This is a genomic window from Streptomyces sp. NPDC007025 (assembly GCF_042869455.1).
Taxonomy (GTDB): domain Bacteria; phylum Actinomycetota; class Actinomycetes; order Streptomycetales; family Streptomycetaceae; genus Streptomyces.
On record NZ_JBIAFT010000006.1, the window covers coordinates 388,696 to 410,430 of the forward strand.

General features: G+C 72.7%; 15 protein-coding genes and 1 pseudogene. 11 read left to right on the forward strand and 5 right to left on the reverse strand.

Going from position 1 to position 21,735, the window contains the following annotated elements:
• Nucleotides 1–163: 163 nt before the first annotated feature.
• Complete coding sequence (locus ACFYMO_RS14670; protein ID WP_366774888.1) at nt 164–1,597, forward strand: gamma-aminobutyraldehyde dehydrogenase; 1,434 nt, start codon at nt 164–166, stop codon at nt 1,595–1,597.
• Nucleotides 1,598–1,724: 127 nt separating this feature from the next.
• Here ACFYMO_RS14670 and ACFYMO_RS14675 read toward each other — a convergent pair whose 3' ends face one another.
• The 3 genes from ACFYMO_RS14675 to ACFYMO_RS14685 all read right to left on the reverse strand — a co-directional run bounded on the left by ACFYMO_RS14675 (nt 1,725) and on the right by ACFYMO_RS14685 (nt 3,940).
• Nucleotides 1,725–2,081, reverse strand: a complete 357-nt coding sequence (locus ACFYMO_RS14675; RefSeq protein ID WP_388546508.1) for a zinc-ribbon domain-containing protein — start codon at nt 2,079–2,081, stop codon at nt 1,725–1,727.
• A gap of 72 nt (nt 2,082–2,153) precedes the next feature.
• Entirely contained in the window at nt 2,154–2,906 is a 753-nt protein-coding gene (locus ACFYMO_RS14680; RefSeq protein ID WP_366774082.1) for a glycerophosphodiester phosphodiesterase, read from the reverse strand.
• The gene (locus tag ACFYMO_RS14685) at nt 2,903–3,940 is read right to left on the reverse strand and encodes an adenosine deaminase (RefSeq protein ID WP_366774081.1); all 1,038 of its coding nucleotides are present in this window, start codon (nt 3,938–3,940) and stop codon (nt 2,903–2,905) included. The genes ACFYMO_RS14680 and ACFYMO_RS14685 overlap by 4 nt, the downstream gene beginning before the upstream one ends.
• Before the next feature lie 118 nt (nt 3,941–4,058).
• On the opposite strand from ACFYMO_RS14685, the gene ACFYMO_RS14690 reads away from it, so the two are divergent.
• From ACFYMO_RS14690 to ACFYMO_RS14720, 7 genes and pseudogenes are all read left to right on the forward strand, one after another.
• Nucleotides 4,059–4,718, forward strand: a complete 660-nt coding sequence (locus ACFYMO_RS14690; RefSeq protein ID WP_366774080.1) for a DUF4190 domain-containing protein — start codon at nt 4,059–4,061, stop codon at nt 4,716–4,718.
• 310 nt (nt 4,719–5,028) lie between these two features.
• On the forward strand, nt 5,029–6,552 hold the full coding sequence (locus ACFYMO_RS14695) for an aminobutyraldehyde dehydrogenase (RefSeq protein WP_388546512.1): 1,524 nt from the start codon (nt 5,029–5,031) through the stop codon (nt 6,550–6,552).
• Between the two features lie 89 nt (nt 6,553–6,641).
• The gene (locus ACFYMO_RS14700) at nt 6,642–7,883 is read left to right on the forward strand and encodes a spermidine/putrescine ABC transporter substrate-binding protein (RefSeq protein ID WP_366774078.1); all 1,242 of its coding nucleotides are present in this window, start codon (nt 6,642–6,644) and stop codon (nt 7,881–7,883) included.
• Nucleotides 7,884–7,931: 48 nt separating this feature from the next.
• On the forward strand, nt 7,932–9,143 hold the full coding sequence (locus tag ACFYMO_RS14705) for an ABC transporter ATP-binding protein (protein ID WP_388546516.1): 1,212 nt from the start codon (nt 7,932–7,934) through the stop codon (nt 9,141–9,143).
• Nucleotides 9,140–10,108 (forward strand): ABC transporter permease, encoded by a 969-nt coding sequence (locus ACFYMO_RS14710; RefSeq protein WP_388546519.1) that lies wholly within the window; start codon nt 9,140–9,142, stop codon nt 10,106–10,108. Before ACFYMO_RS14705 ends, ACFYMO_RS14710 begins: the two co-directional genes overlap by 4 nt.
• Nucleotides 10,108–10,974, forward strand: a pseudogene (locus ACFYMO_RS14715) (ABC transporter permease); the annotation flags it as partial. The gene ACFYMO_RS14710 and the pseudogene ACFYMO_RS14715, both read left to right, overlap by 1 nt.
• A gap of 199 nt (nt 10,975–11,173) precedes the next feature.
• Nucleotides 11,174–12,604, forward strand: coding sequence for an NAD(P)/FAD-dependent oxidoreductase (locus tag ACFYMO_RS14720; protein WP_388546521.1), 1,431 nt, complete (start codon nt 11,174–11,176; stop codon nt 12,602–12,604).
• A 120-nt stretch (nt 12,605–12,724) separates the two neighbouring features.
• Here ACFYMO_RS14720 and ACFYMO_RS14725 read toward each other — a convergent pair whose 3' ends face one another.
• Nucleotides 12,725–13,276: a phosphatase PAP2 family protein gene (locus ACFYMO_RS14725; RefSeq protein ID WP_366774073.1), complete on the reverse strand. Its 552-nt coding sequence runs from the start codon at nt 13,274–13,276 to the stop codon at nt 12,725–12,727.
• 624 nt (nt 13,277–13,900) lie between these two features.
• The gene (gene gabT / locus ACFYMO_RS14730; RefSeq protein WP_075002535.1) at nt 13,901–15,259 is read right to left on the reverse strand and encodes a 4-aminobutyrate--2-oxoglutarate transaminase; all 1,359 of its coding nucleotides are present in this window, start codon (nt 15,257–15,259) and stop codon (nt 13,901–13,903) included.
• 337 nt (nt 15,260–15,596) lie between these two features.
• Between gabT and ACFYMO_RS14735 the strand changes: the two genes are divergently transcribed.
• The 3 genes from ACFYMO_RS14735 to ACFYMO_RS14745 all read left to right on the forward strand — a co-directional run bounded on the left by ACFYMO_RS14735 (nt 15,597) and on the right by ACFYMO_RS14745 (nt 21,715).
• Nucleotides 15,597–17,846 (forward strand): ATP-binding protein, encoded by a 2,250-nt coding sequence (locus ACFYMO_RS14735; protein WP_388546525.1) that lies wholly within the window; start codon nt 15,597–15,599, stop codon nt 17,844–17,846.
• Nucleotides 17,847–17,918: 72 nt separating this feature from the next.
• A complete protein-coding gene (locus tag ACFYMO_RS14740) occupies nt 17,919–19,931 on the forward strand; it encodes a PucR family transcriptional regulator ligand-binding domain-containing protein (protein WP_366774071.1) in 2,013 nt (670 codons plus the stop codon).
• Nucleotides 19,932–20,260: 329 nt separating this feature from the next.
• Nucleotides 20,261–21,715 (forward strand): aldehyde dehydrogenase family protein, encoded by a 1,455-nt coding sequence (locus tag ACFYMO_RS14745; protein ID WP_366774070.1) that lies wholly within the window; start codon nt 20,261–20,263, stop codon nt 21,713–21,715.
• Nucleotides 21,716–21,735 lie beyond the last annotated feature (20 nt).

The window sequence follows — 21,735 nt, forward strand, 5'->3', positions numbered from 1 at the left end:
AGACATCCGCTGTCCCGCAACCCTTGAGCGATGTAATCCGCAGCCAATTGGCTGACTCAACACTGATTCCGTTGTTCAGCGGCGGTGGGCGTATCGAAAACGTTGCTCGGCCGGTTAGGGTGGCGGTCTCACCCATTGGACAACGGAGCAGGAGGGGTGCGAAGTGACCACCGAGCTGCGTCGACTGCGCAACTACATCGACGGGGAGTTCAGGGACGCCGCGGACGGCCGGACCACCGAGGTGGTCAACCCGGCGACGGGTGAGGCGTACGCCACGGCGCCGCTGTCCGGCGCCGCCGACGTCGACGCCGCGATGGCCGCTGCCGAGGCCGCCTTCCCCGCCTGGCGGGACGCCACGCCCGGCACCCGGCAGCAGGCCATCCTCAAGATCGCCGACGCGCTGGAGGCGCGCGCCGACGAGTTCCTCGCCGCCGAGTGCGAGAACTGCGGCAAGCCGCTGGAGCTGACCCGGCAGGAGGAGCTGCCGATGATGCTCGACCAGATCCGCTTCTTCGCGGGTGCCGCCCGGATGCTCGACGGCAAGGCGGCGGGCGAGTACATGGAGGGCCTGACCTCGTTCGTGCGGCGCGAGCCGATCGGCGTGTGCGCCCAGGTCGCCCCGTGGAACTACCCGGCGATGATGGCCGTGTGGAAGTTCGCCCCGGCTCTCGCGGCGGGCAACACGGTCGTGCTCAAGCCCTCCGACACCACCCCGGCCTCCACGGTCTTCCTGGCCGAGCTGATGGGCGCGATCCTGCCCAAGGGCGTCTTCAACGTGGTGTGCGGCGACCGGGACACCGGGCGGCTGCTCGTCGAGCACAAGACCCCGGCGATGGCCTCCATCACCGGCTCGGTGCGGGCCGGCATGGAGGTTGCCGCCAGCGGCGCCAAGGACCTCAAGCGCGTGCACCTGGAGCTGGGCGGCAAGGCCCCCTGCGTCGTCTTCGACGACGCGGACATCCCGGCGGCCGTCGAGGGTATCCGCGACGGCGGCTTCTTCAACGCCGGCCAGGACTGCACCGCGGCCACCCGGGTGCTCGTCCAGGAAGGCGTCCACGACGAGTTCGTGCAGGCCCTGGCCAAGGCCGCCGCCGAGGTGAAGACCGGCGACCTCAGCGACGAGGACTGCTTCTACGGCCCGCTGAACAACCCGACCCACCTGGAGAAGGTGGCGGGCTTCATCGACCGCCTCCCCGCGCACGCCAAGGTCGAGGCGGGCGGCGAGCGGGTCGGCGACAAGGGCTACTTCTACGCCCCCACCGTCGTCTCAGGGCTCAAGCAGGACGACGAGATCATCCAGAACGAGGTCTTCGGACCGGTGATCACCGTCCAGAAGTTCACCGACGAGGCGCAAGCGGTCGAGTGGGCCAACGACGTCGAGTACGCGCTGGCCTCCTCGGTGTGGACCACCGACCACGGCACCGCCATGCGGATGTCCAGGGTCCTGGACTTCGGCTGCGTGTGGATCAACACCCACATCCCGCTCGTCGCCGAGATGCCGCACGGCGGCTTCAAGAAGTCCGGCTACGGCAAGGACCTGTCGATGTACGGGCTGGAGGACTACACGCGGGTCAAGCACGTCATGACGGCGCTGTGAGCCGACCCGGCGGTGGGGGCGGCCGCCCCCACCGCCGGGTCGCGGCCACATCAGCGGTAGGCCCGCACCCCGACCGGGGCGCGGGCCTGCTCCCGCCGGAGCGGGCCGGGCCCGGGCTCAGAGGGCTTCAGGACTGGTACGGGTTCTGCGGCCCGCGGTCGGCGAAGGGGTTCTGGCCCTGCGCGCCCGGCTGCTGCGGAACACCGGCCACGGCCTGCGGAGCCGCGCCCGCTGCCGGAGCCGCGCCCTGGGCCTGGCCGAGCAGCTGCTCGGCGCTCTCCTTGGAGATCTCGGTGTGCGCGCCGCAGAAGGTGCACTGCAGTGAGTGCTTCGCGGGTGCGATCGGGAACAGCGGGATGAAGAAGAGCGAGAACTTCGTCACCCGCTTGCGCAGCGCGTGCGCGGCCGGGTTGCCGCAGAACCCGCAGAGCAGGTTGAGCATGGCGAGCTGCATCAGCTTGCTGCTGGTACCGAAGATGATCACGGTGGTTCCATTCACGAGTGCGTAGCGAGCGGATATGAGCCAATCACCCGCCGACGTCCTCCGGAAGCCGGTTCATGTAACAGGCGTGCGCCAACTCCGTGCGCGCCGCGGGCTGTCCAGTGCGCGCACCAGCCGCGCGACATGGTTGGTGGTGATCCCGTCCACCCCCAACGCGGCGAGCCTGCGCATGGTGCGAACCCGGTCGGCCGTCCACGCGGAGACCAGCCGCCCGTCCGCGTGTGCGCGGGCGACCAGTTCCGGGGTGAGCAGCCCGAAGCGGTAGTTGAGCCAGCGCGGCCGCAGCTCCGCGAGCAGGGTCGGCCGCACCGGCGCCGCGCGCTCCCAGGTGAGCGCCAGCTCGGCGCCCGGCGACACGGCGCGCACCCGCCGCATCGCCTCCGGACCGCCGCAGTAGTAGACACGGTCGGCCGCGTCCGCGGCCCGCACGGCCGCGACAGCGGCCGCCACCGCGCCGGGATCGGGCAGATCGACCAGGGTGCGGACCCCGCGGGTGGCCGCGAGCGCGTCGGCGAGCGCGGGCACGCCAGGAGCCAGCGCCGTCAGCCGCTCACGGCTGACCGTCGCCACGGCGGCATCGTGCCCCCACAGCCGCTCCAGGGTGCGGTCGTGCAGCACCACGGGCACCCCGTCCCGGGTGAGCCGCACATCCAGCTCCACGGCGTCGGCCCCCGTGGCCACGGCGGCGCGGAAGGACGGCAGTGTGTTCTCGCGCGCGGCCCAGGGCGCGCCCCGGTGCGCCACCGCGGCCGGCCTGCGGCCGGGGGGAGCTGCGGGCCGGTCCGCTCCGGCCGGCTCTGCGGTCACCCCGTACGCTGCCAGGCTGCCAGGTGGGCGTCGATCTCCTCGCACAGCCGGGCCTTGCCGCCCTCGTCCAGGAAGGACACCCGCACCGCGTTCCTCGCCAGCGCGGCCACTCCCGCCGCGTCCAGGCCCAACAGCTTCGCCGCGATGCCGTACTCGGTATTGAGGTCGGTGCCGAACATCGGCGGGTCGTCGCTGTTGATGGTGACCAGCACCCCTGCCTTGACCATCTCGGCGACGGGATGGTCGGTGAGGGACTCCACCGCGCGGGTCGCGATGTTCGAGGTCGGACAGACCTCCAGCGGGATCCCGCGCTCGGCCAGGTGCTCCAGCAGCCGCGGGTCCTGGACGGCGCTCGTGCCGTGGCCGATGCGCTCGGCCCGCAGCGAGGTGAGCGCGTCCCAGATCGTGCCCGGACCCGTCGTCTCCCCCGCGTGCGGGACGCTGTGCAGCCCGGTGGCCAGCGCCCGGTCGAAGTAGGGCTTGAACTGCGGGCGGGGCACCCCGATCTCCGGACCGCCGAGCCCGAAGGAGACCAGCCCGTCCGGTGCCAGCGCGGTGGCGATCCGCGTCGTCTCCTCGGCCGCCTCCAGTCCCGCCTCGCCCGGGATGTCGAAGGTCCAGCGCAGCACCACGCCCAGTTCCCGCTCGGCGCAGCGGCGGGCGTCCTCGATGGCCTCCAGGAAGGCGCCGTCGGGGATGCCGCGGCTCACGGAGCTGTAGGGCGTCACGGTCAGTTCCGCGTACCGGATCGACTGCCGCGCCATGTCGCGGGCGATCTCGTAGGTCAGCAGGCGCACGTCCTCGGCGTCCCGGACCAGGTCCACGACCGAGAGGTAGACCTGGATGAAGTGCGCGAAGTCGGTGAACGTGAAGTAGTCGGCGAGGGCCTGGGGGTCCGCCGGCACGCCCGCCTCCGGATGGCGGGCCGCGAGTTCGGCCACGATCCGCGGCGAGGCGGAGCCGACATGGTGCACATGCAGCTCTGCCTTGGGCAGCCCTGCGATGAAGGCGGCCAGATCTGAGGATTCGGACAAGGGATGCCTCCGGCTCCGTTGCGGGTCCGGTCATCGTAGGCGCCCCGGCGCCGGAAGTGGTGTCCGAGCAGCCGCATAGCATGAGGTGAAGGGACCATGTGGAAGGAGAGGGGACGCGATGGACGAGGGGGCGGGACCGCTGCCGCCTGCCGGAGCGCCCGGGCAGCCGAGCGGGGGGAGCGACGACGGTCAGGGGAGCGGGAAGCCGCCTCCGATACCCCCGGCGCCGGATGGCCCGGGCCGCTCCTACGGCGTACCGCCCGCGGCGGGGTATCCGCAGGGCGGGCCCGCGGCGTCGGGGCCGCAGGGCGGCTACGGCGCCGGGCCGCCGGGGTACGGCGCGGCGGGCGGATATCCGGGCTACGCAGCTCAGCCCGGCGCCGGCTACGGCTCAGGAACGTACGCACCGTACGGCTGGTACGGGCCGCCGCCGCCGGTCGGCAAGTCCGTGGCCGCCATGGTGGTCGGTATCGGCAGCGTGGTGCTGGTTCTCACCTGCTGGGGGAGTTTCCTCGCCGTCCTCTCCTCCCCGGTCGCGCTGGTCCTGGGCGTCAGCGCGCGGCGCGCGGTGGCCAGGGGGGAGCAGGGCGGTGGCGGGCAGGCGACGGCGGGGTTCGTCCTCGGCATCGTCGGACTGGTGCTGGCGGTGCTCGTCAGCACGTTCCTGATCCTCGGCCTGACAATCTGGTCGGACGATTTCGGCGGCGGGCCGGGGGGTGGCGACGGCGACTCCTTCGACGCGCGGGGCACCCGTGCGCCAGTCGTGGCGGTGCGCTGAGCGGACTTCCCGAACAGCACGGCAACGGGCGGCCTTCCGCGGAGTGCGGAAGGCCGCCCCTTGCCGTGCTCTGCCCTTTCCCGCCGTTCGGGAGCGGGCGGCCGCGGACGGCCGCAGTGGTAGGCGGAGGCCCGGTGTGAGTATCGATTCCGTGGCTTAATCAAAAGATAACTACGGAATCCCTTGTTGGATGCGTGAAGCCCTGCCAGGATCGGCTGCCAACAGCGGCCTGGGCCACGGTGCCGCATCATGCGAACCGTGTCGCGGAGCCGCCGGAGCACGCCGCACCCCGCAGTGGTCAGGAGTCCCGATGGTCCAGCGCTTCGATGTGTCCGAACGGTTCGCCGCGGGCGTCCAGTACGTCGCCGGCAGGCTCTGCCCCGGTACCTCCGGCCGTTCGCACGCCATCGTCGACCCCGCGACCGGTGCGGAGGTCCACCGGTTCGAGCTGGCCGGCGGGGCCGACATCGACGCCGCGGTCCGCGCCGCCCGTGCGGCCCTCCCCGGCTGGGCGGGCGCCACGCCCGCCGAGCGCTCGGCGGCCATGCACCGCTGGGCCGCCCGGCTCGCCGGACTGGCCGACGAGTTCGTGTACGCCGAGTCGCTGCAGTGCGGCAAACCGCTCAAGCTCTCCGCCGAGTTCGACGTCCCGGGCTCCTTCGACAACGTCGCCTTCTTCGCGGGAGCCGCCCGGCACCTCGCCGGTGCGGCGGCCGCCGAGTACAGCGGGGAGCACACCTCCTCCGTCCGGCGGGAGCCGCTGGGCGTCATCGGGTCCATCGCGCCGTGGAACTACCCGCTCCAGATGGCGGCCTGGAAGATCCTCCCGGCCGTCGCGGCGGGCAACACCATCGTCCTCAAGCCCTCCGAGCTCACGCCGCTCACCTCCGTAATGTTCGCGCAGGCCGCGGAGGAGGCAGGGGTCCCGGCCGGAGTGATCAACATCGTCACCGGCGCCGGGCCGGACGCGGGCGAGGCGCTCGTCGCCCACCCCGGGGTGGCCATGACCTCCTTCACCGGTTCCACGGCCGTCGGCAGGCGGGTGGCCGAGATCGCCACCACGGCCTCCCGTCCCGCCAAGCGCCTGCACCTCGAACTCGGCGGCAAGGCGCCGTTCCTGGTGTTCGACGACGCGGACCCGGCCGCGGCGGCACACGGCGCGGTCGCGGGTGCTCTGATCAACAGCGGTCAGGACTGCACAGCGGCGACCCGCGCCTACGTCCAGCGCCCGCTCTACGACGCCTTCGTGGATGCTGTCGCCGAACTGATGAACGCGGTACGGGTCGGCGACCCGTTCGCGGCGGACACGGACCTGGGCCCGCTGATCTCCCATGCGCATCGCGACCGGGTGGCCGGCTTCGTCGACCGGGCGCGCTCCTACGCCACCGTCGTCACCGGGGGCGAGGCCCCGGGCGGAGAACTCGCCCGGGGCGCCTACTACCGCCCGACGCTCCTCACCGACGCCCCGCAGGACAGCGAGGCCGTCCAGCACGAGATCTTCGGCCCGGTGCTCGTCGTCCTGCCCTTCGACACCGATGACGAGGGGATCGCACTGGCCAACGACACGCCCTATGGGCTTGCCGCCTCCGCCTGGAGCCGGTCGGTCTTCCGCACCGGGCGCGCCGCGCGTGAGCTCCAGGCCGGCTGCGTGTGGCTCAACGACCACATCCCGATCATCAGCGAGATGCCGCACGGCGGATACAAGGCGTCCGGCTACGGCAAGGACATGTCCGCCTTCTCGTTCGAGGAGTACACCCAGATCAAGCACGTGATGGCCGAGACGACCGGCACCGTGCGCAAGGACTGGCACCGTACGGTCTTCGGCGACCGCTGACGACCCGGACCTGAGCTGACAGCCCCCCCGCCGCCCCGGGGTGCCCGACCCCGATCCCGCCCCGCCCCCTCCCAGGAAGGCGGTCCCCCATGGACCTGTTCGAAGGACTGCCGGAGCCCGTCGCCAAGGCGTGGGAACGCAGTCTGACCGGTGGCCGCGCCGCGATGTCCCGGCGCCGGCTGCTGCGCGCCGCTTCTCTCGCGGCGGCCGGCTCCACCCTCGCCGCGTGCGGAATCCCGCCCGCGGCCGGCGACAAGGGCGACAACGCGCCCGAGGACGCCCCCGACCACTCCCGCGAGGAGAAGGTCCTCAACTTCGCCAACTGGCCCCTTTACATCGATGTCGACGAGAAGAACAAGAAGAAGCGTCCCACTCTCGACCGCTTCCAGCGCGAGAGCGGGATCAAGGTGAAGTACATCGAGGACATCAACGACAACAACGAGTTCTACGGCAAGATCAAGCCGCAGCTCGCCGCAGGTCAGGACACCGGCCGCGACCTGGTGTGCCTCACCGACTGGATGGCCGGCCGCATCATCCGGCAGGGCTGGGCGCAGCGCCTGGACCCGGCGAACCTGCCGCACGCCGTCACCAACTTGGAGGACCGTTTCCGCGCGGCCGCCCACGACCCCGGACGGCAGTACAGCTACCCCTGGGCGGGCACGGCCTGCGTGGTCGCCTACAACAAGAAGGCCACCAAGGGGAAGCAGGTCACCAGCGTCACCCAACTGCTGGAGGACGATTCCCTCAAGGGCCGGATATCCATGCTGACGGAGATGACCGACACCATCGGGCTGACCATGCTCGACATGGGCGTCGATTCCGAGCACTTCTCCGCGGACGACTTCGACGCCGCCGTCGCCCGCATCCAGAAGGCCGTCGACCGCAGACAGCTGCGGCGCTTCAGCGGCAACGACTACATGGACGAGCTCAACTCCGGTGACATCGCCGCCTGCCTGGCGTGGGCCGGGGACGTCGTTCAGCTCCAGCTCGACAACCCGGACGTGGAGTTCGCCGTCCCCGACAAGGGATACCTCTTCGGCACGGACGACCTGCTCGTCCCCGCCAGGGCCCGGCACCGCGGCAACGCCGAGGCGCTGATCGACTACTACTACCAGCCCAGGGAGGCCGCCGAGCTGGCCGCCTGGGTCAACTACATCTGCCCGGTCACCGGCGCCCAGGCCGAGATGGAGAAGATCGACAAGGAGCTGGCCGACGCACCGCTGATCTTCCCCGACGCGCGAATGATCGCCAGGGGAAAGAACTTCCGGCCGATGAGCGCCAAGGAAGAAGCCCGCTACGAGGAGAAGTTCTCCAAGCTCATCGGAGCCTGAGCCGCCCGCGTCCCTGTCCGCGCCAGCCCGCATCCCCGAGGACCGGCCATGACCATCACCCTTTCCGGTATCAGCAAGACCTTCGGCGACGTCACCGCCGTCCAGCCGCTCGACCTCACCGTTCCCGAGGGGACGTTCTTCGCCCTGCTGGGCGCCTCCGGCTGCGGCAAGACCACCACACTGCGCATGATCGCGGGCCTGGAGGAGCCGACCTCCGGCAGCATCCTGCTGGGCGACGAGGACATCACCCACCTCCCGCCCCACAAACGCCCCGTCAACACCGTCTTCCAGAACTACGCGCTCTTCCCGCACCTGGACGTCGCAGAGAACGTCGCCTTCGGACTGCGCCGCCGCGGGGTGAAGTCGGTCCGTAAGCAGGTCGCGGAGATGCTCGACCTCGTCCAGCTCGGGGACATGGCCCGCCGCAGACCCCGGCAGCTCTCCGGCGGACAGCAGCAGCGCGTCGCCCTCGCCCGTGCTCTGATCAACCGCCCCCAGGTCCTGCTCCTGGACGAGCCGCTGGGCGCCCTGGACCTGAAGCTGCGCCGCCAGATGCAGCTCGAACTCAAGCGCATCCAGACCGAGGTCGGCATCACTTTCGTGCACGTCACCCACGACCAGGAAGAGGCCATGACCATGGCCGACGGCGTGGCCGTGATGCACGGCGGACGCGTCGTCCAACTCGGGCCGCCCGCCGAGCTGTACGAGAACCCGCGCTCCACCTTCGTCGCCAACTTCCTGGGCACCTCCAACCTGATCGAGGCCGAACTGCTCTCCGGTGCCGCCGCGCCCGGCGAGCGGCCGGAGTCCGGCGCCGGGAACGCTTCCCCGGACGGGGCCGGAGACGGGCTCGGGGACGGCGCCGAGATGCGGGTCAAGGTCGTGGAGACCGGCGACCCGCTCCGGCTGCCCGCGGCCCGCTGCTCGGCCGAGGGCGTGCCCCCGGGCGGGAGAGTGCTGGTCGGTGTGCGGCCGGAGAAGATCTCCCTCGTCCGCACCGACGAGGCGGGCACGGTCCCGCCGGAGGTCCCCGACGGCCGCAACCGGCTCACCGGCCGAATCCGGGACGCCGGCTATCTGGGCGTCTCCTGGCAGTACCTCGTCGAGACCCCGGCCTGCGAACTCACCGTCTACGAGCAGAACGTGGAGCGCGACAGCAGGCTCGCGCCGGGCGCGCACGTCGTAGTGCACTGGCGGCCCGCGCACACCTTCGCGCTGGACGCGGACCAGGACGCACGGGCGGGGGAGGAGGCCCTGTGACAGCCGTGGCCACACCCCCGCCCGCCGGCCCCGCTCCCGGCGCGGCGCCGGGCACCGCCCAGGAGCCCGGCAGCGCGGACTCCGCGGGTGGCGGCCGGCGGCCGCGGCGCGGACTGACCCCGTACTGGCTGCTGCTGCCCGCCGGGCTCTGGCTCGCGGTCTTCTTCGTCGCCCCGCTCTTCTACCAGGCCTCCACCTCGGTGCAGAGCGGCTCGCTGGAGGAGGGCTTCCGCGTCACCTGGCAGTTCTCGAACTACACCGACGCGCTGGGCACCTACGGCGAACACTTCCTCCGCTCGTTCGGCTACGCGGCTGTCGCGACGGCACTGTGCCTGATCATCGGCTATCCGCTGGCGTACATGATCGCCGTCCGGGCCGGGCGCTGGCGCAACCTGCTGCTGGTCCTGGTGATCGCGCCGTTCTTCACCAGCTTCCTCATCCGCACCCTGGCCTGGAAGACGATCCTCTCCGACGGCGGCCCCGTCGTGGCCGTCCTGAGCTCCCTGCACATCCTGGACGTGACCTGCTGGCTGGGACTGACCGGTGCCGACCGCGTCCTGGCCACCCCGCTCGCCGTGGTCTGCGGGCTGACGTACAACTTCCTGCCGTTCATGATCCTGCCGCTCTACAGCTCCCTGGAGCGGATGGACACCTCGCTGCTCGAAGCGGCCCGGGACCTGTACGCCACACCGTCGACGACATTCCGGAAGGTGACCTTCCCGCTCTCGCTCCCCGGCGTGGTCGCGGGCACGCTGCTCACCTTCATCCCGGCCTCCGGCGACTACATCAACGCCCAGCTCCTGGGGTCGCCCAACGAGCAGATGGTCGGCAACGCCATCCAGAAGCAGTTCCTCAACGTTCTCGACTACCCGACGGCGGCAGCGATGTCCTTCATCCTGATGGCGCTCATCCTGATCATGGTCAGCGGCTATCTGCGCAAGGCGGGGACGGAGGAACTGGTCTGATGTCCCCGACCCCGACCCCCGCCTCGGCTCCGGTCGCGCGTGCCGCGCCTCACCCCGGACCGCTCGCCGCCGCACTGCGGCTGCTGCGCCGGAACGCCGTCGTCCTGGTGGGATGTGCGGCCCTGGCCTATCTGCTGGTGCCCAACCTGGTCGTCCTGCTGTTCTCCTTCAACAAGCCGGCCGGCCGCTTCAACTACACCTGGCGCACCTTCTCCACCGATGCCTGGACCGACCCCTGCGGCGTCGCCGGGATGTGCAGCGCGCTGGGGCTCAGCCTGCAGATCGCGGCGCTGGCCACGCTGATCGCCACGGCCTTCGGCACGTTCGCCGCCTTCGCGCTGGCCCGTTACCGCTTCCGGGGCAAGGGCACCACCAACGCACTGATCTTCCTGCCGATGGCCATGCCCGAAGTCGTGATGGGCGCCTCCCTCGGCACCCTCTTCCTCAACACCCGCGTCGAATTCGGATTCATGACGATTCTGATCGCGCATGTCATGTTCTGCCTGAGCTTCGTCGTGGTCGCCGTCAAGGCCCGGGTGATGAGCATGGATCCCCGCTTGGAGGAGGCCGCCCGCGACCTCTACGCGGGCCCCTTCCAGACGTTCTGGCGCGTCACCCTGCCGCTCGCCGCGCCGGGAATCGCCTCCGGCGCCATGCTCAGCTTCGCTCTGTCGTTCGACGACTTCATCATCACCCAGTTCAACGCGGGTCCCTCGACGGTCACCTTCCCCATGTTCGTCTGGGGCGCGGCGCAGCGCGGGGTCCCCGTGCAGGTCAACGTGATCGGCTCGGCGATGTTCGGGCTGGCGCTGGTGATCGTGCTGGCAGGGCAGCTCGCGGCCAACCGCCGTGGGAAGCCGCGAGCATCGCCCTCCGGTGCACCGCCCGCGGCCCGCACCGGCACCCCTGCCGGCACCCTGTCCGGCGGCGCCGGGCGTACGACGCGGCGCCGCCCCCGGACGTACGACGCGGCGCCGCCCCCGCCGCGCGCCGCGCGGAGCCCCCAGGAAGAAGGGCGACCATGAACGACACCGGGACCGCACACCTGAGTACGACGAGGAGTCGATGACCGTGAGTGATGCCGTGGCCTCTCCCGCTGCCCTCCGCTCCCTCGCCGACGCCCTGCCCACCCCCTTCTGGCTGGACGACCCTGCCCACCGCCCCGAGCGCCGCCCGGCACTCGTCGGCGACGAGCACTGCGACCTGCTGGTGGTCGGGGGCGGCTACAGCGGCCTGTGGACCGCGCTGCTCGCCAAGGAACGGGACCCCGCCCGCGACGTGGTGCTCGTCGAGAGCGAGGAGGTCGGCTGGGCCGCCTCCGGACGCAACGGCGGCTTCTGCGCGGCCTCGCTCACCCACGGTTTCGGCAACGGCCTCGCCCGCTGGCCAGAGGAGATCGCCGAACTCGAACGGCTGGGCCGGCGCAACCTGGACGCCATCCAGGAAGCCGTCTCCCGCTACGCCATCGACTGCGACTTCGAGCGCACCGGCGAAATCGCCCTGGCCACCGAGCCCCACCAGGTCGCCGAACTGGAGGAATGGGCGCAGCAGGCCGACGCGCTCGGCGTGGGCGACGGGCTGACCCTGCTCGACCGGGACGCGGTGCGCGCCGAAGCCGATTCGCCGACCTTCCTGGCCGGACTCTGGGACCGCACCGGAGTCGCCATGGTCAACCCCGCACGCCTCGCCTGGGGCCTCAAGCGCGCCTGCGAACAGGCCGGCGTCCGCATCCACGAGCACACCCCCGCGACCCGGCTGGACACCCGCGGCGCCGGGATCGCCGTCGGCACTCCCTATGGCCGGGTGCACGCCCGCAGCGTCGCCCTGGGCACCAACGCCTTCCCCTCGCTGCTGCGCCGGGTGCGGCCCTACATCGCCCCCGTCTACGACTATGCGCTGATGACCGAACCGCTCGACGAGGAGCAGCGGGCGGCGATCAACTGGCACAACCGCCAGGGCCTCAGCGACAGCGCCAACCACTTCCACTACTTCCGCATCACCACGGACAACCGCATTCTGTGGGGTGGCTACGACGTCCTCTACCACTACGGCAGCCGGATCTCCCGCGACTACCACCAGCGTCCCGAGACCTTCGCCAAGCTCGCCCGGCATTTCTTCCGCTGCTTCCCGCAGCTCGAGGGACTGCGCTTCACCCACAGCTGGGGCGGCGTCATCGACACCTGCTCGCGCTTCTCCCCGTTCTTCGGCACCGCCGCCGACGGCCGCGTCGGCTACGCCGCGGGCTTCACCGGGCTCGGTGTCGGTGCCACCCGGTTCGGTGCCGAGGTCATGCTCGACCTGCTCGCGGGCGAGCGCACCGAGCGCACCGCGCTGCGGATGGTGCGCAAGAAGCCGCTCCCGTTCCCGCCGGAGCCGGTCCGCTGGGCCGGGATCGGCCTCACCCAGTGGTCGCTGGCCCGCTCCGACGCGCAGGCCGGACGGCGCAACCTGTGGCTGAAGGCCATGGACAAGGTGGGCATAGGCTTCGACAGCTGACGGTGCCGCCGACGTCTCCAGCGGGAGGGCGTCCGCGGCGCCTCAGCCGTCGGCCGGCGGCGTACGGCGGGCCCGCCGTGGGTTACGGCCGCACGGCATCCGGCTGCCGTGCGGCGGCTACTACCGGTCGGGGCGTGGCAGGCGGGCGTCGAGCCCCGACCGGTGTGCGGCCACGAAGGCCGCACACAGCAGCAACACGCTCAGACACCAGCCCGCCAGCACATCCAGCGGCCAGTGGTACCCCCGCCACACCAGCCCGAGCCCGTTCCCGGCCACCAGGGCGACGACCAGCGCTCCCGCCGCTCGGCACGCGGCACGGGAGAGCTCGCCGCTCAGCAGGAGCAGCGCGCCGCCGAACGCCGCCGCCGTGGTGGCGGCGTGCCCGGACGGGTAGAAGCCCCCACCGCCGGACGGACCGGCGCGGTCCGTCCACATTTTCAGGCCCAGCACAAGGGGAACCATCAGCGCCACGGCCGCGCCGTAGCAGGCCACCGGCCACCAGTGGCGGCCTCGCGAACGCAGCAGCGACAGCGCCATCGCGGCGGCGAGCAGGGGCAGCGCCACCTCCGCATTCCCCAGATCCGCGAGCGCCTCGGCCGGTATCTGCGGGGGCGCGGCCCGGCGCACGGCCGCGCCCAGTTCCTCGTCCCGGTCGACCAGCGCACCCGCCACCAGCACCTGCCAGGTGCCCAGAAGCAGTACGAGAGCGCACAGACCGCAGGCCGCTGCCGGCAGCGGCCCGCGGTGGCGCGATCCTCCGGAGCCCGGAGGGGGTGTGAGCGTGGCCGGCCGCCCGGGAACCGGGGGGACAGTTCCAGGGCGGCCGTGTCGACCGGGTTCCCGCCGGTCCCGGGGGGTGTGGGACAAGCGACTATCCGATCGGTGAGGAACGTGCGCGAGGGCACGACCGGGCCTGTCTTGGGGAGTGACCGGCTCGGACCGGGAACCCGGAGGTGGCCCTCCGTGCCTCCCGGCGACTCAAGAAACCGTACGGCAGCGGCTCGGGCCCCGACAGGCGCATTACGCACCGGACATCGGCCCCGCACACATTCTTCACCGGTGCTGCTCCCCTGCTGGTCACCGCCCGCTCCGGCGGTACGCGGCGCCCGTGGGCTCGCGTTCCTACCACGCTACCGGTCCGGCCGCGGGGAGGACCGGCCGCCGGAGGGCCGGTCCTCCCCGTCTCCCCGCGCGGCGGCGCGCCGCGCACCGCCCGGCCGGAACGCCGCGAGCCGCCGGCCGGAGGGAAGACCGGCCGACGGCTCGCTCAGCAGGGCTCGGCGAGCCCTCGGGTCCTCACAGCCCGGCGACTGCCTCCTCCAGGACGTCGAGGCCCTCGTTGAGCAGGTCCTCGCCGATGACCAGCGGCGGCAGGAAGCGCACGACGTTGCCGTAGGTGCCGGTCGTCAGGACGAGCAGGCCCTGCTGGTGGCATGCCTTTGCGAGCGCCGCGGTGGCCTCCGGGTTGGGCTCCTTGCCACCCGGCTTCACGAGCTCGACGGCGAGCATGGCGCCCCGGCCGCGGACATCGCCGATGATCTCGGAGCTCTCCGCCAGCTTCTCCAGCCGCGGCTTCATGATCTCCTCGATGCGCCGGGCCTTGGCGGGAAGATCGAGCTCGCGCATCGTCTCGATGGATCCGAGCGCGGCCGCGCACGCCACCGGGTTGCCGCCGTAGGTGCCGCCCAGGCCGCCGCTGTGCGCGGCGTCCATGATGTCGGCCCGGCCGGTGACCGCGGCCAGTGGCATACCGCCCGCGATGCCCTTCGCGGTGGTGATCAGGTCCGGCACGAGGCCCTCGTCCTCGCAGGCGAACCACTGGCCGGTGCGGCAGAAGCCGGACTGGATCTCGTCCGCGACGAAGACGATGCCGTTGTCCCGCGCGAACTGCTGGATGCGCGGCAGGAAGCCCTTGGCCGGGACGATGAAGCCGCCCTCGCCCAGCACCGGTTCGATGATGATCGCGGCGACGTTGTCGGGGCCGATCTGCTTGGTGATCTGGTCGATCGCCTGGGCCGCGGCCTCCTCGGCGCAGTTCTCCGGGCCGGTCAGCCAGCGGTAGGGGTAGGCGACGGGGACCCGGTAGACCTCGGGCGCGAACGGACCGAAGCTGTGCTTGTACGGCATGTTCTTCGAGGTGAGCGCCATCGTCAGGTTGGTGCGGCCGTGGTAGCCGTGGTCGAACACCACGACGGCCTGGCGGCCGGTGTGCGCGCGGGCGATCTTGACGGCGTTCTCCACCGCCTCGGCGCCGGAGTTGAACAGTGCGCTCTTCTTGGCGTGGTCGCCCGGGGTGACCGCGGCCAGCTCCTCGCAGACCCGCACGTAGGGCTCGTAGGGAACGACCATCGCGCAGGTGTGGGTGAAGTCGTTGAGCTGCTCCGTCGCCCGGCGCACGACCGCCTCGGCGCTGTTGCCGACCGAGGTCACGGCGATACCGGAGCCGAAGTCGATGAAGGAGTTGCCGTCCACGTCCTCCAGGACGCCGCCGCCGGCGCGGCGCGCGAAGACCGGCAGCACCGTCCCGATGCCGTTGGCGACCGAGGCCTGCTTGCGGGCCATCAGCTCCTGCGACACGGGCCCGGGGACAGCGGTGACCACACGCCGCTCCTGGGGGAGGGAAGGCCCTCCGGACAGTTCCGTCTTTCCGGTCATAGCGCACTCCTCGGGAGGAACGGGTGTCTGGCACTTCGCAGGCTAGGGGCACGCGGACGGACGACACATGCACCGCTCCGGAGAAGTGCGGACCGCGTGTTGGCCACGACGGACATAGGTGTGCAGGCGGCGGCCCGCACCGGCCGTGCCCGGCCTCCTCTGCCGACTGCCGACGTCCGCGCACCCGGCACGCCCGCGGCCACGTGTGAGCCGCGGCCCCGGCGATCCCGCCGACGGGCCGGGCCAACTGACATGGTCAGCCGCTAGATTGGGGGAAGGAGGGCGCCGGTCGCTTACCGGACCGGCGCGTCGGGGCGTCAGGGAGCTGAGGCAGCACATGGACATGGGGCTTCCCCACCGGAAGCAGGGCACGGGCAGCACGCACCACACTGCCCCCACCCCCACCGGCCACCCCGCGGTCCCACCCCAACCGTCCGCGCCCCCCGCGGCCCCCGACACGAGCGCCGCCACCCGGGCCTCCGGAGTGGAGGCGGGCCCGCCACCCATGCCCCCCGGCGCCCCCCAGGGTGCCCCCCCGCTCGCCGACTGGCTGCGCCTGCCCCGCCCCCAGGCGGCCCCGGGCGTATGGCGCTGCGGCTACGAACAGCGCCCACCGGAAGACCCCGACCGCACCCCCGCCCGCCAGCTCGTCAGCGGCGCCCTCATCTCCTTCCTCATGGGATGGCTGCTGTGGTCGTTGTTGTGGAACGGGTATCTGGGCAGCTACTGGAAGTGGCCCCTGCTGGCTCTGACGCCCGATTCATGGCGGGAGGCGGACGGCAACCAGATGCTCTATGTGTGGTCGGCCTGGCTGTACAGCGGCGCGATCCTGGTGGGCCTCGCCTTCTTCTTCGGCCGTGTGGGCCGCTGGGACGAGCTGGCGCGGCGCGTGTGGGCGCGGCTCACCGGGCAGGGAGCACGGCACCACGGCGGATTCGTCCCCGACGAGTCAGCGACGGCGGAGTCTGGGCACGCACCCGTCCCCCCGCCGCACCTCGACCCCGTCCAGTGGCCGGAGCTGCGGGCCGGGGGGGCCGGGCGGGCGGCCGAGGTGCTGGCGGGGGAGCTGGGCGCCGGCCGGATGACGGATGTCGACCATGCCCGGTTGGAGCGCGCGTGGCAGACCGTACGGGCACGGCCGCAGCGGCTGGAGGTGTTCGTCGAGAATGTGCTGGCGCAGGGCGCGGAGGCGTGCGCGCACCCGTCGGGGGCCCGGGACCTGTCCGTGCGGGCGGCTCGGCACGATCTGTCGCTGCGCCAGGTCCGCATCGGGCGGGCCGCCGACTCCGAGCGCAATCCGCACGAGTACCGCGGGGCCGGCATCGCGCTGGACCCCTCGTTGCTGGGCACGTCGGCGCTGGCCGTCGGTCCGCCCGGCACCGGCAAGACGAGCAGGCTGGCCCGCCCGGTGGTGGAGTCGCTCTGTCTGCAGGCGCTGGCCGGGCAGGCGGCGGTGATCGCGGTGAGTCCGGCGGGTTCGCAGTTCGTGCGCGACGACTCCTTCGACCTCGTCATCCGGCTCGGGCACCCGGGCTCGACGCACGATCTGGATCTGTACGGCGGGACGACGGATCCGGACGAGGCCGCGGGGATGCTCGCCGAGGGCCTGGTGGGGGATCTGGCCGCCACGCTGCCGGGGGGTGACAGCCGCCGCGCCGCGACGTCGCTGGCCCAGCTCATCGGGCCGTTCGCCGCGGTGCACGGCCGGTTTCCCACCGTCCCCGAGCTCCGCGAACTGCTGGACGGCGGCCCGGGCGCGCTCGACTCGCTGCGGGAGGCGCTGCGGGCCGAGGGGCAGGGCGGGCAGCTCCGGGAGCTGGACGCCTTCGAGCGGCAGTCCGGGCGCGCGGGGGACATCGCCGCGCTGCTGGCGGACCGGATCGCGCTGCTGGACCGGCCCGCCTTCGCCGACTTCTTCCTGCCCGAGGGCAGCCCGAAGGCGGCGGGCCGACGCCCGTTCTCGCTGCGGACGCTGGAGCATCCGCTGCGGGTCCGGGTGGACCTGCCCGAGCGGGGGCACGCGGAGGCGTCGCGGATCCTGGCCCGGCTGCTCCTCGCGCAGTTCACCGAGTGCGCGGTGGCCCGGGGTGACCAGTCGCTCTTCGCCTGCCTGGTGCTGGACGACGCGGCGCAGACCGTCACTCCGCAGGCGCTGCGGGGCCTGCAGCGCCTGCGCTCGGTGCACGCGGGCGTGCTGCTGACGCTGCGGGCGCTGGACGATGTGCCCGAGCCGCTCCGCGGGCCGCTGCTCGGCGCCGTGGGGTGCCGGATGGTGTGTGCGGGTGTCACACCGTGGGACGCCGAGCGGTTCGCCGAGGTGTGGGGTACCGAGTGGGTGCAGACCCGGACGGTCACCAATCGGCAGCTGGTCTCGGACGAGCCCGTCACCCGGGTCCTGCACGCGGTGCGGCGGCTGGCGACCGGCAAGCACGTGACGGCCGAGTCGGTGACCGTGCGCAGCGAGCAGCGGGAGCGCTGGTCCGCCTCCGACCTGGCCAACGAGCTGCAGCCGGAGCACGCCGTGCTCTCCGTGACCACGGTCCGCGGGGAACGTACCCCGCCGATCCTGACGAAGCTGGGGGAGTGACGCGCGTCCCGTTCCCGGGCCCGGCATCCGGGGGCCCGGACGCAGGCCGGCGGCTGTACCGTGAAGTGCGTTATGCCACCGACTCTTGCCGCGCTCGTCCAGAACTCCGCGCTCCGCCTCTCCGTGCTCGCGGGGCACGGCGGGCTGGACGCCACCGTGCGGTGGGCGCACTCCAGTGAGCTGGCCGATCCGACCCCGTACATGGACGGCGGGGAACTGATCCTCTTCACGGGGCTCAAGCTCGACGCGGACGACCCCGGCGCGATGCGCGCCTATGTGGACAAGCTGCTGGGCAAGGGCGTGGTCGGGCTCGGCTTCGCGGCGGGTGTCAACTACGAGGGGGTGCCGCAGGCCCTGGTCGACGCCTGCCGCGGCGCGGACCTCCCGTTGCTGGAGGTGCCGCGGCGCACCCCGTTCATCGCGATCAGCAAAGCAGTGTCGGCGGACATCGCCGCCGAGCAGTACCGCGCGGTGAGCGCCGGGTTCGACGCGCAGCGGGAGATGACCCGCGCCGCGCTCTCCCGGGAGGGTCCCTCCGCGCTGCTCGCGCGGCTGGCCTCGCAGGTCGACGGGTGGGCGGCGCTCTACGATGCCTCCGGGACGGTCGTCGCCACGGCTCCGGCCTGGGCGGTGCGCCGGGCGACCCGTTTCGTCGGCGACGCCGAGCGGCTGCGGGACCGACCCGCCCCCGCCAGCGCGGTGGTCAGCGAAGGGGACGGCGGGGACGACCGGGTCGAACTCCAGTCGATCGGCAGCGGGCGCCGCGCCAAGGCGGTACTGGCCGTCGGGACGGCGGCGCCGCTGGGCACGGCCGAGCGCTATGCCGTGAACTCGGCCATCGCGCTGCTGACCCTGACCATGGAGCGTTCCCGGGCGTTGCAGGAGGCGGAGCAGCGCCTGGGTGCCGCGGTGCTCAAGATGCTGCTCGTCGGCGAGGGCGAGCACGCGCGTGCGGTGGCCGGGCAGCTCTACGGCGGTCTGTTGGACGCCCCGATGCGGGTGATCGTCGCGGAGCCGGCGTCGGCCGCTGCCGCGAGGTTCGCGCAGGAGGGCATCGCGGCGGTGCAGTCGGCCCAGTCCGCCGGACCGCCTCCGGTGCCCACCGCGTCCGCGGTCCGGCCGTCGTCGCCCGCACCCGCCGGGTATCTGGCCCGCGCGGGTGAGTTGTGCGGGCTGGCCGACCTGGCGGCCGCGGCGGGCACTCCCGCGGTGGTGTCCGCGTCGTCCGAGGGGGTGCGGCCCGGCGGCGTGAAGGCGTCCACCAAGGCGTCCGCCAGGTCTTCCGCAAACCAGTCGGCGCAGCCGGCCGCCTCGAAGCCGGCCGCCGGGAAGCCGTCGCCCGCCGGCGGACGGGACGGCTCGACCGGGCCGGCCACCGGGGCGGGGGCTTCCGCGGCCTCCGGTGTGGTGGTCGGCGCGGGCGGTCCGCAGACCGACCCGTCGGACACGGGGCGGCTGAGCCGCATCGTCTGGCCGCTCGAGGAGCTCGCGGACGCGGTCGAGACCGCGGCGGCGCGCAACGGCGAGGCGGTGCTGGTGGTGCCGGACGGGGCGCGACTGGTGGTGCTGGCGTCGGACGGCGGCGCGGCGGTTGCCGGGTGCGCGGAGTTCGCCGGGACGGCGTCGGCGGCGCAGCCCGGCCGACGGTCCGGCGGGGGTGGTGAGGAGGGGCTGGCCATCGGGGTCTCGGCCCCGGTCGGTCTGGCCGCGGCCGCGGTCGCCTTCAAGCAGGCCGATCAGGCGCTGTCGGTCGCGCGGCGGCGCGGGGTGGCGCTGGTGGAACACGAGGACGTCGCCGCGGGGTCGGTGCTGCCGTTGCTGGCCGACGACGCCGTCCGCGCCTTCGCCGACGGGCTGCTGCGCGCGCTGCGGGAACACGACGCGAACGGCAGGGGCGATCTGGTGGCGTCGCTGCGCGCCTGGCTGTCCCGGCACGGGCAGTGGGACGCCGCGGCGGCCGAGCTCGGGGTGCACCGCCACACGCTGCGGTACCGCATGCGCCGGGTGGAGGAGATCCTGGGCCGCTCCCTCGACGACCCCGACGTGCGCATGGAGCTCTGGCTGGCCCTGAAGGCCACCGGCTGACCTCGCGCGGCGGCTGCTCCGTCCCGCGTGGCGTGCCGCCGGGGGAGCCGACGGGCACTTCGCGGAGCCGGTCGTCGATCCCGTCGCCGGTCCGTCCGCCGCGGGCCGGCCGGTGGAGCCGCGGGGTGGTCGGCGCCGTCCCGGGGCCGGGTCGGGTACCGGGGCGTACGGGGACAACCCGTGCGGACCGCAGGGCGCCGCGTACAGTGACAATCCGTATGACGGCACAGCCGAAGTGCTCCATCCTGGCGAAGAAGCGGACGGGCCGCGACGCCCTACCGTGGACGCTGGAACCGAGGCACTCTCCCGCATCCGGAAGGCGATCCGCAGTGACGACAGCGACTTCCCCGCACGCATTCTGGCTCGCCGGCCGCAAGGCCACCGGCGACACCACGCTCGACGTCACCTCGCCCTGGGACGGCAGGCACGTCGGCACCGTCAGCATCCCCACCTCCGCGCAGGTGGAGGAGGCCGTGGCCACCGCCGCCGCGGTGGCCGGCGAGTTCTCCGCCACCCCCGCGCACGTTCGCGCCGCCGCGCTGGACCACATCACCCGCCGTCTCGTGGAGCGCACGGACGAGATCGCCGAGCTGATCTCCGCGGAGAACGGCAAGCCGATGAAGTGGGCGCGCGGTGAGGTGGGCCGCTGCATCTCCGTCTTCCGCTGGGCGGCGGAGGAGGCCCGCCGCTTCAACGGGGGCGAGGCGCAGCGCCTGGACTCGGACGCGGGCGGCACGGGCCGGCTGGCCTTCACCCGCCGCTTCCCCTACGGCCCGGTCCTGGGGATCGCGCCGTTCAACTTCCCGCTCAACCTGTGCGCCCACAAGGTCGCCCCGGCGCTCGCGGTGGGCACCCCGATCATCCTCAAGCCGGCGCCCGCCACTCCGCTGTCCGGGCTGATCCTCGGCGAGCTGCTGGCCGAGACGGACCTGCCCGCGGGTTCCTGGTCGGTGCTGCCGGTGCCGAACGACCAGATGCCGGGCCTGGTGCAGGACGAGCGGCTGCCGATCATCTCTTTCACGGGTTCGGCGCCGGTCGGCTGGTCGATCCTGGACTCCGCGCCGCGCAAGCGGGTCACCCTGGAGCTGGGCGGCAACGGCGCGGCGGTCGTGCTGGCCGACTACGCCTCCGAGGCGGACCTGGACTGGGCGGCCCAGCGCATCGCGACGTTCTCCAACTACCAGGCGGGCCAGTCCTGCATCTCGGTCCAGCGGGTCGTCGCCGACGCCTCGGTCTACGACCGGCTGGTCCCCAAGGTCGTGGCGGCCGTCGAGGCGCTCACCACGGGTGACCCCGCGGACGAGGCGACCGATGTGGGCCCGCTGGTGAGCGAGGACGCCGCACGCCGGGTCGAGTCGTGGATCGGCGAGGCCGTCTCGCGCGGCGCCAAGGTGCTCACGGGCGGCAAGCGGGACGGTGCCTCCGTGGAGCCGACGGTGCTGGAGGACGTGCCCGCCGACACGCAGATCGGCTGCGAGGAGGTCTTCGGGCCCGTCATGTCGTTCGTCAAGGTGAACGGCGAGCAGGAGGCGTTCGAGATCGTCAACGACTCCAAGTACGGCCTGCAGGCCGGTCTGTTCACCCACGATGTGCAGGCCGCCTTCCGTGCGCACCGCGCGCTGGAGGTGGGTGGGGTCGTCGTCGGCGACGTGCCGTCCTACCGGGCCGACCAGATGCCCTACGGCGGCGTCAAGGACTCCGGTGTGGGCCGCGAGGGCGTGCGGTTCGCGATGGAGGACTACACCTACGAGCGCGTCATGGTGCTCACCGGTCTCGACCTCTGAGCCGCCCCCCGGCGTCGCAT

Bases quoted from the DNA above. Each gene is read 5' to 3' on its own strand.
- ACFYMO_RS14690 (WP_366774080.1), top strand. From the start codon at position 4,059: ATGGACGAGGGGGCGGGACCGCTGCCGCCTGCCGGAGCGCCCGGGCAG.
- ACFYMO_RS14695 (WP_388546512.1), top strand. From the start codon at position 5,029: ATGGTCCAGCGCTTCGATGTGTCCGAACGGTTCGCCGCGGGCGTCCAG.
- ACFYMO_RS14700 (WP_366774078.1), top strand. From the start codon at position 6,642: ATGGACCTGTTCGAAGGACTGCCGGAGCCCGTCGCCAAGGCGTGGGAA.
- ACFYMO_RS14705 (WP_388546516.1), top strand. From the start codon at position 7,932: ATGACCATCACCCTTTCCGGTATCAGCAAGACCTTCGGCGACGTCACC.
- ACFYMO_RS14720 (WP_388546521.1), top strand. From the start codon at position 11,174: ATGACCGTGAGTGATGCCGTGGCCTCTCCCGCTGCCCTCCGCTCCCTC.
- gabT (WP_075002535.1), bottom strand. From the start codon at position 15,259: ATGACCGGAAAGACGGAACTGTCCGGAGGGCCTTCCCTCCCCCAGGAG.
- ACFYMO_RS14735 (WP_388546525.1), top strand. From the start codon at position 15,597: ATGGACATGGGGCTTCCCCACCGGAAGCAGGGCACGGGCAGCACGCAC.
- ACFYMO_RS14740 (WP_366774071.1), top strand. From the start codon at position 17,919: ATGCCACCGACTCTTGCCGCGCTCGTCCAGAACTCCGCGCTCCGCCTC.